General features: G+C 27.4%; 9 protein-coding genes. 6 read left to right on the forward strand and 3 right to left on the reverse strand.

The features are described 5' to 3' along the window. Positions 1 to 132 precede the first annotated feature (132 nt). The gene (locus tag GBG18_RS06035; protein ID WP_152189331.1) at positions 133 to 903 is read right to left on the reverse strand and encodes a TrmH family RNA methyltransferase; all 771 of its coding nucleotides are present in this window, start codon (positions 901 to 903) and stop codon (positions 133 to 135) included. 93 nt (positions 904 to 996) lie between these two features. On the opposite strand from GBG18_RS06035, the gene def reads away from it, so the two are divergent. Then, positions 997 to 1,524: a peptide deformylase gene (gene def / locus GBG18_RS06040; protein WP_152189333.1), complete on the forward strand. Its 528-nt coding sequence runs from the start codon at positions 997 to 999 to the stop codon at positions 1,522 to 1,524. On the opposite strand, the gene yddG is transcribed toward def, so the two are convergent. Together yddG and GBG18_RS06050 are read right to left on the reverse strand one after the other, a co-directional pair. After that, on the reverse strand, positions 1,517 to 2,404 hold the full coding sequence (gene yddG, locus GBG18_RS06045; protein WP_152189335.1) for an aromatic amino acid exporter YddG: 888 nt from the start codon (positions 2,402 to 2,404) through the stop codon (positions 1,517 to 1,519). The genes def and yddG overlap by 8 nt on opposite strands. Beyond that, positions 2,404 to 2,712 (reverse strand): hypothetical protein, encoded by a 309-nt coding sequence (locus GBG18_RS06050; RefSeq protein ID WP_152189337.1) that lies wholly within the window; start codon positions 2,710 to 2,712, stop codon positions 2,404 to 2,406. Before GBG18_RS06050 ends, yddG begins: the two co-directional genes overlap by 1 nt. 159 nt (positions 2,713 to 2,871) lie before the next feature. On the opposite strand from GBG18_RS06050, the gene GBG18_RS06055 reads away from it, so the two are divergent. The 5 genes from GBG18_RS06055 to GBG18_RS06075 are packed head-to-tail and all read left to right on the forward strand — an operon-like array spanning position 2,872 to position 12,459. Beyond that, the gene (locus GBG18_RS06055) at positions 2,872 to 4,605 is read left to right on the forward strand and encodes an AMP-dependent synthetase/ligase (RefSeq protein WP_152189339.1); all 1,734 of its coding nucleotides are present in this window, start codon (positions 2,872 to 2,874) and stop codon (positions 4,603 to 4,605) included. Positions 4,606 to 4,615: 10 nt separating this feature from the next. Beyond that, a complete protein-coding gene (locus tag GBG18_RS06060; RefSeq protein WP_152189340.1) occupies positions 4,616 to 5,890 on the forward strand; it encodes a thiolase family protein in 1,275 nt (424 codons plus the stop codon). A gap of 1 nt (position 5,891) precedes the next feature. Then, the gene (locus tag GBG18_RS06065) at positions 5,892 to 7,997 is read left to right on the forward strand and encodes a 3-hydroxyacyl-CoA dehydrogenase NAD-binding domain-containing protein (RefSeq protein WP_152189342.1); all 2,106 of its coding nucleotides are present in this window, start codon (positions 5,892 to 5,894) and stop codon (positions 7,995 to 7,997) included. Next, on the forward strand, positions 7,985 to 10,345 hold the full coding sequence (locus GBG18_RS06070; protein ID WP_152189344.1) for an acyl-CoA dehydrogenase: 2,361 nt from the start codon (positions 7,985 to 7,987) through the stop codon (positions 10,343 to 10,345). Before GBG18_RS06065 ends, GBG18_RS06070 begins: the two co-directional genes overlap by 13 nt. Then, a complete protein-coding gene (locus tag GBG18_RS06075; protein WP_152189346.1) occupies positions 10,342 to 12,459 on the forward strand; it encodes an alpha/beta fold hydrolase in 2,118 nt (705 codons plus the stop codon). The genes GBG18_RS06070 and GBG18_RS06075 overlap by 4 nt, the downstream gene beginning before the upstream one ends. Positions 12,460 to 12,535 lie beyond the last annotated feature (76 nt).

The following is a 12,535-nucleotide window of genomic DNA, read 5'->3' on the forward strand; positions in this document are numbered from 1 at the left end:
ATACTCTTTATTTAAAGGAAAGTATAGTCCTATGTAACTTAAAATAAATTATTTAATAATTTTTTATTTAATATAATTTGTTTTATTTTAAGAGCTAATCATGGTTAGAAAACTATTTTCTATTTTTAAATATTAACTACTCATTTTAAACAAAATAATAGATGTAGCAATAGCTGCATTTAAGCTTGTAACTTCTTCATGAATATCAATTTTTAGTATATTATCTGATAATTCAAAAATCTCTTCATCAACTCCAAAACCTTCATTTCCAATAACAATACCAGCTTTAGTAGGGAAAGTATAATCTTTTAAACTAATTGCATTTTCAGCATTTGCAGTTGTTGATATAGTATACCCCTGCTCTTTCAGTTTTACCAAATCATCTTTTAAAGCACTTGACTTATAAACGTTTACATTAAATAAATTTCCAGTAGAAACTCTAATACATCTTCTTATAAATGGTGAACAAGTTTTTTCATCAATGATTAAAGTCCCAATATCAAAAGCAGCACAAGAACGTACTATTGAACCTACATTTTCAGGAGATGTAAGTCCGTTTAAAACTACTATATTTCCTTTGATCTCATCAAAGCTAATAAACTGCGGTTTATCAATAAGAGCTAACATTCCTTGATGAATTTTATGTCCTACTATTTCTTTCATTAGTTCAGTTGATGCTGTTAGTATTGGGAAGTTTATATCTTTACAATTTTGTTGTAGAAAATCTAAATGCTCAGGAGTTATAAAAACTTTATGTATTTTAATATTTGCACTAAATAGTTTTTTAAAAACTGTTGTACTCTCAACAACTACATACTTTTCATCATGAGCTGATTTTCGTAAAGAGATAAACTCTTTTATTTGTGGGTCATTAATATCTTTAATATTTGTAATCTCTTGCATAATTTATATAAACCTTTTTTCTTAATAAGAATGGATTATAACAAAAGTTTAATATAAAGAGTATACTCAATCATTCAAATAAAGGCTAAAAAAATGTTTAATAAAAATGATATGAAAATTGCAAAACTAGGAGAGCCGGTTCTTAGGAAGAAAGCAAAGAAAATAAAAGATATTCAAAGTATAGAAACGCAAAAACTAATATCAGCTATGTTAACTTGCGTAAAAAAATCAAATGGCGTAGGATTAGCTGCACCTCAAATATTTATTTCTAAACAAATTATGATTATTTCATCAAAACCAAATGCAAGATATCCACATGCTCCACATATGGAAGATACTGTGATTATAAATCCAAAGATTATCAAAACATCTAAGGCTATGACAAAAGATTGGGAAGGATGTTTAAGTATTCCTGGAATTAGAGCTAAAGTTCCAAGATTTAATAAAATCAAAATTCAATATGAAACAAGAGAAGGACAAATAGAAAGACGAACTTTCAAAGGTTTCATAGCAAGAGTCTTTCAACATGAATATGATCATTTAATAGGTTTAGTTTTCATTGATAGAGTAGAAACTACAAAAGATATAATTACAGAAGAAGTTTATTTTAGAACTATCTAAAAAAGAACTTCTTTATAGCTTTTAAATATGAGGCTGAACTTACAAAAGAACCTACAATAATAAAGATACAAGCTAATGTAATAGCCGTAGTAAACTGTGCATATCCTAAGACTACAAGTAAAAGAGTAGACAACAATGGCGTAAAATATGATATTGAACCAAGTAGTTTTATATCTGCATTTTTAACCGCATAATCCCATAAGTAAAATGCCCCACCAACAGGTCCAAGTCCTAGTAATAATATTCCGAAAAGTTCTGTAGCATCTGGAATAACCGTAGTTTCAAATATAAAATGACAAATACCAGATAATACAGCCGTTGCTATACAAAAGCCAGTAACGGCAAAAGTAGGAACATGAGCTAATGTTCTAGAGATAACTGAATATGATGACCAGATTAAAGCTGCAATTACTGCAAATATATATCCCCACATGTATTGAGTTTCAAAAGAAAAACTTCCACCTTTTGAAACTAAAAGAAAGGCACCAAATAATCCTAATAATGCTCCTAAGATATGAAACCATCTTAACCTTTCATTTGGTAAAAAAGATGAAAAAAGAACTATTAATAATGGCCATAAATAGTTTATCAAGTTTGCCTCAACAGCAGGAGCATTTTTAATTGCTAAAAAATAAAAAAAGTGATATCCGAATAAACCACTTATTCCAATAATCCAAGCTTTTGAAGGAACTTTAAATAATTCTTTTACATGTACTTTTTGTTTTTTGAATATTATAAGTCCAACAATAGATGCTACAACAAAAGACATTGAAGTTAATTCAAATGCTGGAATATCTGTAGTAAATATTGAAAAAAGTGCAAGTGATGAATACAATAGAATAGTAAGAACTCCGTATATATTTCCTCTTCTTGCTTGCACTAGTCAACTTTAATTGTTGGCATATTATTTTCAAGTTTTCTATCAATATAACAAAAAGCAAAGAATAATAAAACTAACCAAGAAGCAAATATTACACCTGAAAAAGTTGTTGTTTGAGCAAAATTCATTACATAATATGAATCTAAGAAAGCTACTGCAATAGCTATTAATACCCAAATATAGTATTTTATTCCTCTTTTTAACTTAAACTTATTATTACATGAGGGACAAGTATATCTTCCTAAAAAACTTTTAAAATATAACTTTGAATCTAATTTAACTTTTGCATCACAATGTGGGCATTTCATAGGCAATCTTTATAATAATTTCTGTAAGGATACTATATTAATTATTACTGATAGCTTTTATTAAACTAAACTTAATAATTAAAACTAGAATAAAATCTTCTTGGTTTTTTTATTTATCTTGATAAACTATAATAATTATTTTAATAAAAAGGATAAATTATGAATCCTTACAATTTTAAAACATATTCTGAACTATTCTTACATACTACAGAAAACTACAATAATCCAAAATTTTTAAACTATTTATATAATGACAAATATAAAAGTATTTCAAGTGAAGACTTCAAAAATAAAGTTATTTGCTTAAGTCTTGCGCTTAGAAGTTTAGGAATGAAGAAAAATGATACTGTAGCAATCTTTGCGAAATCTTCACCTTTTTGGTTGATTTTTGATTTTGCAATTCATCAAATAGGAGCTATTTCAGTTCCTATCTTTGCAAATATTTCAACAACAAATCTAAACTTTCAAATCAATGATGCAAATATTAAATATATGTTTATTGACTCAGAAGAAAGACTTCAAGATATTGAAGATGAAAATAAAAGCCTCATTTTTATAACTCATAATTTTTGTATAAAAGAAGAGAACTTTTACAATTATGATGAAGTACTAGTAACTGGTCAAGATATCTGTTTTGCTTATGGATTTGAACCTCATATTCCAAAAGAAGATGAAGTTTTTTCTATCATATATACAAGTGGAAACACTGGAACTCCAAAAGGTGTGATGCTTACACATAAAAATATAATTTCTCAACTTCATGATATTAATCAACTTATTAATTTAGAGAAAGAAGAGATTGCACTTTCACTTCTTCCCTTAGCTCATATTTTCGAGCGAACTGTTATGAGTTATTATCTTAGTCGTGGTGTTAGTATTTATTTTGTTGATGATATTCAAAATACTGCAAATTTATTAAAAGTAGTTTATCCTACAATTATGTCAGCAGTTCCAAGATTACTTGAAAAGATATTTTATAAGATAAAAGTAAATATAGATAAAAAATCTTTTATAGGAAGAACAATTGCTACTTGCGCATTTGAGTATGCTTTAAGTGATGAATTTAATAAAAATTCATTCTTATTTAAAATATATGACAAAATAGTTTATTCAAAATTAAGAGATATTTTTGGTTCAAAACTAACTAAGTTAATCTCAGGAGGAGCTCCACTTTCAAAACAGATATATCTATTTTTTGTAAATATAAATGTAAACATTTATCAAGGTTATGGTTTAACAGAATTCTCACCTGTTATTTCTACAAATTATCCAGGAGTAAATAAAGTAGGAACTTGTGGAAAAGCAATTCCAAGTGCCCAAATTAAAATATCTAATGAAAATGAAATTTTAGTAAAAGGACCTTCTTTAATGAAAGGATATTTAAATCATCCAGAGTTAACAGCAAAAACTATTGATTCTGAGGGGTGGCTTCATACAGGAGATGTTGGTTTTTTAGATGATGAGGGATTTTTATCAATTAAAAGTAGAAAAAAAGAGATATTTAAAACTTCAACAGGTGAGTATGTAAATGCTGTCTCAATTGAACAAGAATTATCAAAAAACCAATATATTGAATTTGCAGTAATAATTGCCCAAAATAGAAAGTATACTACAACCCTACTTTTTGTTGATAAAGATAAATATCAAGAAAAACAAGTACTAAATAAAAGCTTAACAATTGAAGAATATTATAAAGATGAAAAAATACAAAAAGAGATACAAAATCATATAGATAATGTAAACTCTAATCTTAATGAATGGGAGAGAATAGTTCAATTTAAATTAATTACCAAAGATATTTCAGTAGAAAATGGAGAATTAACTCCTTCTATGAAAATCTGTAGAGCAAAAATTGAAGAGAAATATGAAGATGTTATAAATACTATGTATTAGGAGAACTGTGATGAAAGATAGAATAGCAATAATCGATGGACTAAGAAGTCCAATAGCAAAAGCTAGTGGAAAATTAAACAATGTAAGTGCTGATACTTTAGGTGCGATTATTACAAAAGAATTGATTTTAAGAAATGGTTTAGATTATAGTTTATTTGATGAAGTCATACTTGGTAATGTTGCACAACCTGCAAATGCTGCAAATATAGCAAGAGTTATTGCTATTCGTGCAGGGTTTCCACAAAGTACACCTGCTTATACTGTTCATAGAAACTGTGCCTCAGGTATGCAATCAATATCATCTGCAATTGAAAAAATACACTCAAATCAAGGTGATTTATATTTAGTTGGAGGTGTTGAATCTATGAGTAATATTCCCCTTCTTCATAATGATAAGTTTAGAAATTTTCTAACAAGACTCACCTATTCTAGAAATATAGGAGATAAACTTCACCTATTATCATCTTTTAGACCTTCATTTTTAAAACCAGTAATTGGTTTAATTTCTGGTCTTACTGATCCAATTTCTGGGAAAATTATGGGAATTACAGCTGAGAACTTAGCAAATGAATTTAAAATTAGCAGAGAGCATCAAGATGAATATGCTTTAAATTCACACTTAAAAGCACAAAAAGCAATAGAAGATGGTGTATTTAAAGATGAAATTCACGAAATCATGACTAAAGATTCATCTATTATTGATGATGATGGAGTTAGATTTAATCAAACAATTGAAGCTCTTTTTAAACTTCGTCCAATATTTGATAGATTAAGTGGAACTGTAACTGCAGGAAACTCATCACAAGTATCAGATGGGGCTTGTTCACTAATAGTTACAACTGAGTCAAAAGCAAAAGAGTTAAATCTTGAACCACTTGGATTTATAAGTGATTATGCTTATGCTGGTCTTGATGCTCATAGAATGGGATTAGGTCCTATTTATGCTACGAAGAAACTCTTTGATAAAACTAAAACTAAACTAGAAGAGATAGATGTAATTGAGTTAAATGAAGCCTTTGCAGCTCAAGTAATTGCAAATCTAGAAGCCTTTAAATCAGACTCATTTTGTAAAAAAACTTTTGGCTCTTCAGCCATTGGAGAAATAGATGAAAGCATTTTAAATATAAATGGTGGAGCAATTGCTCTTGGTCATCCAGTTGGAATGAGTGGTTCTAGAATTGTACTAACAGCTCTTAAAGAATTAAAAAGAAGAAAGGGTAAAAAAGCTTTGGCAACACTATGTATTGGTGGTGGTCAAGGTGCAGCTTTTTTATTGGAGGTGTAAGATGAGTAATTTAAAACTAGAAATAAATGATAATATTGCAAGATTAACATTTGATTTAGAAAATGAAAAGGTAAATAAATTATCGATAAAAGTTTTAGAAGAACTTGATGAGAGATTAAATGAAATAAAAGATAATTTATCAATTAAAGCATTGTTAATACAAAGTGCAAAAAGCGTATTTATTGCAGGTGCGGATATTGAAGAGATTGAAAAACTTAATAATGAAAAAGAAGTAAACTCTTTACTTATGAAAGTTCATGAAATTTTTAATAAACTAGAAAACTTGCCCTTCCCCTCAATTGCTTATATAAATGGTGCTTGTATGGGTGGAGGACTAGAACTAGCCTTAGCTTGTACATATAGGGTTGCAAGTACAAGTCCTAAAACTAAACTAGCCTTTCCAGAAATTAAACTAGGAATTTTCCCAGGTTTTGCAGGAACTCTAAGAGCTCCTAAAATTGTAGGACTAATAAGTGCTCTTGATTTAATACTATCAGGCAAAACAATTGATGCTAAAAAAGCATACAGAATAAAACTTGTTGATGAAGTTTTTCATGATGGGCAAAAAGATTTTAAACTTGAATCTTTTATACAAAGAGTTATAAATAAAAAGATTAGAAAAAGAAGTACTTTTTCTATATTAGAAACTTGGCCACTAAGAGAGATAATTTTCTCAAAAACATATAAAACTTTGGAAACAAAAGTAAATAAAGATTTTAAAGCTCCTTATGTAGCACTTGAAGTTATAAAAGATACATATAAAAGAGATTTTACTCAAGGATTAAAAGTAGAGCGAAGAGAGTTTTCTAAGCTTGCAGTTACTAAAGAGTCAAAAAATATGATTAAACTATTTTTTACTTTCCAAAAATTAAATAAAAACTATGAGAAAACTACAAATCCAATTTCAAACGTAACAATCCTAGGAAATGGAGTTATGGGAAAAGGAATAATTTGGCTATTCTCAAAATACGCAAAAGAAGTAAGAATAAAGGTACGAAAAGTTGAACAAGTTCAAGGTATATTAAAAGATGTGGCAAAAATATATGACTTTTTAACAAAACAGCGAAAAATGACTCAAAGTGAAGTTGATTTAAAACTAAATAAAATTTCTTATACACAACACTTTGATGGCCTAAAATCAACACAATTTGCAATAGAAGCAATTATTGAAGATGAAAAAGCAAAAAAAGAAACTTATGCAAAACTAGAAGAAAAACTAAATAAACATGCGATTATTGCTACAAATACCTCATCAATATCTATAAATACTCTAAGTAGTGAACTTAAAAATAAAGAAAACTTCATAGGTGTTCATTTTTTTAACCCTGTAAATATGATGCCTTTAGTTGAAGTAATACCTTCAAAAGAAACTTCAAAAGAAACTATAAATAAAACAATGGAGCTTTTAATATCTTGTGGTAAAACTCCAATTATTGTAGGAGATTGTGCTGGGTTTATTGTAAATAGAATTTTACTTCCTTACTTAAATGAAGCAGCTGTTATTTTAGAAAAAAATCCTGATATTAAACATATTGATAAAGTAATCAAAGATTTTGGAATGCCAATGGGTCCTTTTACACTTGCAGATACAGTTGGTATTGATATTGGATATAAAGTTGCACATATACTAAATGAATCTTATGGAAGGAGAATGCCAATAGCTTCACTTCTTACAAAAATATATAAGGATTTAAAACTTTTAGGTAAGAAATCTAATGAAGGTTTTTACACATATAAAGGAGATAAAAAAGAAGTTAATAAAAATGTTACGGCATTGCTAGATACTAATACTAAAATAATTGATGATAAAGAGATTATTGAAAGATGTATCTATATTATGATAAATGAAGCATCAAGATGTCTTGAAGAAGGTATCGTAGAAGATGCAAATATAATAGATTTTGCAATGATTACAGGAACTGGTTTTCCACCATATAAAGGTGGCTTATGTGCATTAGCTAATGAATTAGGAATCAATCATATAGTAACAAGACTGTTAGAATATGAAAAAGAGTATGGAGAAAGATTTACTCCAAGTAATTTACTTGTAAGATTAAATGAAGCTAATGAAGATTTTAATACAGGAGAAGCACAATGGAAGCATTAATATTTTTATTAATAATTTTAATCTTAGGATTTTTTTCCTTTCCCTTATACTCTTATTTTGCAATAATTGGAGTTTTTGCATATGTTTTAACAGACTTAGGTTTTATATTTTGGACAATATTTACAGTATCAGCACTAATATTCTTAATTCAACCCTTAAGAATAAAACTTGTAACTTCTAAGATAGTAGCATTTATAAAAAACAATGGCTTATTACCAAAGATTTCAAAAACTGAAGAGGCTGCACTTCAAGCTGGTACAAACTGGGTTGAATCAAACTTTTTTAAAGCAGAAGTTAATTTTGATGAAATTTATGGTGAAAAAGTTACAGAACTAAGTGAAGAAGAACAATCTTTTTTAGATAATGAAGTAAATGAGCTTTGTGAAATGACAACAGACTGGCAAATCTTTCAAGATAGAGATTTAAGTAAAGAGGTTTGGCAGTTTATAAAAGAGAAAAAGTTCTTTGGGATGATAATTCCAAAAGAGTATGGAGGACTTGGATTTTCTGCTACTGCACATTCACATATAATTGAAAAACTAGTTTCTAGATCTCAAGTTTTAGCTATTACAATTATGGTTCCAAATTCACTAGGACCTGCTGAGTTAATACTAAAACACGGTACACAAGCTCAAAAAGATAAATACTTAGATGATTTAGCAAATGGTAGAGAAGTTCCTTGTTTTGGACTTACTGAACCAAATGCAGGAAGTGATGCAACATCTCTTACATCAAATGGTGTTTTATTTAAAGATGATGATGGAAAAATTAAAATCAGACTTAACTTTGAAAAAAGATATATTACACTTGGTAATGTTGCAACTTTAATAGGACTTGCATTTACACTTTCTGATCCAGATTCATTATTAGGAGATAAAAAAGATTTAGGTATTACATTTGGATTAATTAATTCAAAACTAAAAGGTGTTGATAATTCAAGACGTCATGATCCATTAGGTATTCCTTTTGTTAACTCACCTTTATATGGTAAAAATGTTGTTATTGGACTTGAAGATATCATAGGTGAAAAAGATGGTATTGGAAAAGGTTGGCAAATGCTTGTTGAGTCTTTATCAATAGGTCGAGGTATTTCACTTCCTAGTGTATCTTTAGGTGGAAGTAAATTCGCTTTAAATATCGTATCATCATACACAAGTTTAAGAGAACAATTTGGATTAAGTATTAAAAACTTTGAGGGTGTTGAAGAAAAGATTGCAAAGATTGCAGCTTTTACTTATATGTTAAATTCAGCTCGTAACTATACTATTGATGCAATTGATAATGGTGTTAAACCAGGTGTTATTAACTCTGTTATGAAATATCATGCAACAGAGAAGTTTAGAGAAGTTATAAATGACTCAATGGATGTATTAGGTGGAAGTGCAATTATAAGAGGTGAAAACAATCTTTTAGCACATGCATATTTTGCAATTCCTATTTCTATTACTGTTGAAGGTGCAAATATTTTAACTAGAAATTTAATGCAGTTTGGACAAGGATTAATAAAATCACATCCATATATTTATAAGCAAATAAATGCTTTAAATAGTAATAACGTAGAGAGTTTTGATAAAGGTTTCTTTGCTCATATAGGATTAGTTCATACAGCTTTTGCTAAATCTATATTCTATTACTTCTCAAGAGCTAAAATAAATTGTCAAAGAGGTGAATTTGCAAGATATAAACAAAAACTTACATGGGTAAGTGCTGAGTTTACACTTCTTACAAATGTAGCTTTAGGAATTTTAGGACCAAACTTAAAACAAAGAGAAAATATTAGTGCAAGGTTTGGAGATATTCTTTCTTATTCATATTTAATTACTGCAACATTAAGAGAGTTTGAAAATAATCCAAAAAAAGAAGATAAAATCTTAGTTGATTATGTTTGTAATTACTGTTTTAATGAAATACAAAAAGCAAGAGAAGAGATAATTTCAAATCTTGGATATATTGGATTCTTATTACCTCTAGTAAAAGTTAATCCTTTTGGGGTAAAAGCTGAAGATAAATTAAATGCAAAAATTGTATCTTCATTAAGTGATAAAGAAAGACTTGATGACTTAACTAAAAATGTATTTATTTCAGAGAATAAAAAAGATAGATTTACAAAATTACAAGAAGCAGTTTTATTAAATAAAGAGAATAAAGATAGTTTTAAAGTTCTTAAAATAGCACTTAAAAAAGGAGTTATTCAAAAAGCTTCAATAGAAGAAATGGTAAAAGAATTAGAAGAAAAAGAGTTACTTTCAAAAGAAGCTAGTATTAAAGTTAAAAAAGCACATAAGGCTAAACAAGAAGTAATTTCTGTAGATTCATATAAAGTAAGAACATATAAAGCAGCAAGATGATGAAAAAAAGTGATTTACTAATAAATACAAATGGATATGTATTAAGTCTTCTAGAAAAGGTTCTAGATGCTAATATAGAAGTAAAAGGAAGAGAAAATATTCCTAAAAACAATCCACGAATATTTATAGCAAATCACTTCACAAGAACAGAAGCTATGTTAGTACCCTACTCCTTATTTAATATTACAGGGAAAAAAGTTGGTGTTATTGCTGATGAATCACTATTTAAATCATACTTTGGAAGTTTTCTAGAAAATTTAGGAGCCATGAGTACGACAAACCCAAATAGAAATAATCATATTATTGGTGATTTGATAACTTCATGTAAAGATTGGATGATATTTCCAGAAGGAAGAATGGTAAAAGCAAAAGATATTACAAAAATTGATAATAACTTCTGTGTTAAGATTGACAATGTTTGTCAAAGAGTTTATACAGGAGCATCTTTTTTTGCCCTATCTTCTCAAATATTAAGACAAAACTATTTTAACCATAAAATAAAAGATTCTAAAAAGTTTCAACGAAAATATTTTGTAAATGAATGTAGTGATATTAAAAAAGAAGAAACTATGATAGTTCCTATAAATATATCATATTCAAAACTTCGAACAGGTAGAAACTTTCTTCTTGATATGGCCGAAAAACTAGTTAGCCAAATGGGTGATAATTTTAAAGAAGAGATTGAAATAGAGAGTAATATAATATTAAACTCTAAAATAACAATTCAAATACTAAAACCTATTAGTACAAAAGATATTTTAAAAGAGTACTATGAAAAACAAGTTAATCAAAAAACAATAATCGATAGTCTAAGATATCAAGTTACTCATGAGTTAATGAATAAAATCTATGAAAGCTTAACAATAAATTTTGATCATATTTTTATACTAGTACTATCTTTATATCCAAAAGAACAATTAGATTTAAATCATTTTAAAAGATTGATTTATTTAACAATTGAGAAAATAAAAAAGGAAATTTTATATCTTGATGAAGAGATTGATAAAGATTTAATATATCTGATTTCTTACGAGAAATATAAAAAGTTTGAGGAAGTTTTAGAACTAGCTATAAAAGATAATATTATAAAAATACAAAATGATTTATATTTTATAGAAAAGAAAATATTATTAAATAGTCATACTCATCATACAATTAGATTAAAAAACATTTTAAAAGTAATTCTAAATGAGATTCAAATTAATGAAAAAGTTACAAATATTGTTAAAACTCTTTGTAATAAAAAAAATGATGAAATTGATTTAGAGTTATTACTACTTCTTATTGAAGAAGAGAAACAAGAGTTTGAACAAGATTATAAAATAGCATCTAATAATAAAGATTTAAAAGCAAAAGATATTGGTCAAGCTTTTCATTTGTTTAATAAAGATTCAAATACTTGTGTTATTACTATTCATGGCTTTAGTTCTACGCCAAAAGAGGTAGAACAATTAGCAAAATTTTTAAATACAAAAGATTTAAATGCATATGCTCCAAGATTAGCAGGACATGGAACAATTCCAGAAGATTTGAAAAATACCCTATGGCAAGATTGGTATAAAAGTGTTTCAAGAGCAATAACAATAGCTTCATTACAGTATGAAAAAGTCTATGTTCTTGGTTTTTCTACAGGAGGATTATTAGCTTTACTTAGTACAAAAAAATGCTTTGTAGAGTTTCAAGGAATAATATGTATTAATGCAGCACTTCATTTAAATGACATAAGAATTAAAACACTACTTCCTGCACTATCTTTTTGGAATGATATTGTAAAAGCTTTTAATGAAGATGAGTATGCTAAAGAGTATGTTGAAAATATTGCTGAAAACCCTGAAATAAACTATGATAAATTTTATATTGATGCAATTGAACAGTTAAATATACTTATGCATAAAACAAAAAAAAATCTAGAAAAAATCAAAAGCCCTATTTTAATAATACAATCAAAAGATGACCCTGTTGTAAACCCTAGTTCTGCATATGAAATTTATGAAAAAATTCAATCAGAAAATAAAACAATTAAAATTATTGATTCTTCAAAACATGTAATTATAAAAGGAAAGAAAACTAAAGAGTTATATAATCTCATCTACAAATTCATAAATAAAAACTAAAAAAAGTTTATTATAACTTATATAGTTATAAATTATAGTTTAGGATAATCTTCTTTTGCTATAATATTATTAATAC

Origin of the sequence: Poseidonibacter ostreae (assembly GCF_009208075.1) — a bacterium.
Classification (GTDB): domain Bacteria; phylum Campylobacterota; class Campylobacteria; order Campylobacterales; family Arcobacteraceae; genus Poseidonibacter; species Poseidonibacter ostreae.

What these genes read in the sequence shown, in the direction of transcription:
- GBG18_RS06035 (WP_152189331.1), bottom strand. Translation starts at nt 903, where the DNA reads ATGCAAGAGATTACAAATATTAAAGATATTAATGACCCACAAATAAAA.
- GBG18_RS06055 (WP_152189339.1), top strand. Translation starts at nt 2,872, where the DNA reads ATGAATCCTTACAATTTTAAAACATATTCTGAACTATTCTTACATACT.
- GBG18_RS06065 (WP_152189342.1), top strand. Translation starts at nt 5,892, where the DNA reads ATGAGTAATTTAAAACTAGAAATAAATGATAATATTGCAAGATTAACA.
- GBG18_RS06075 (WP_152189346.1), top strand. Translation starts at nt 10,342, where the DNA reads ATGATGAAAAAAAGTGATTTACTAATAAATACAAATGGATATGTATTA.
- GBG18_RS06070 (WP_152189344.1), top strand. Translation starts at nt 7,985, where the DNA reads ATGGAAGCATTAATATTTTTATTAATAATTTTAATCTTAGGATTTTTT.
- def (WP_152189333.1), top strand. Translation starts at nt 997, where the DNA reads ATGTTTAATAAAAATGATATGAAAATTGCAAAACTAGGAGAGCCGGTT.
- GBG18_RS06060 (WP_152189340.1), top strand. Translation starts at nt 4,616, where the DNA reads ATGAAAGATAGAATAGCAATAATCGATGGACTAAGAAGTCCAATAGCA.
- GBG18_RS06050 (WP_152189337.1), bottom strand. Translation starts at nt 2,712, where the DNA reads ATGAAATGCCCACATTGTGATGCAAAAGTTAAATTAGATTCAAAGTTA.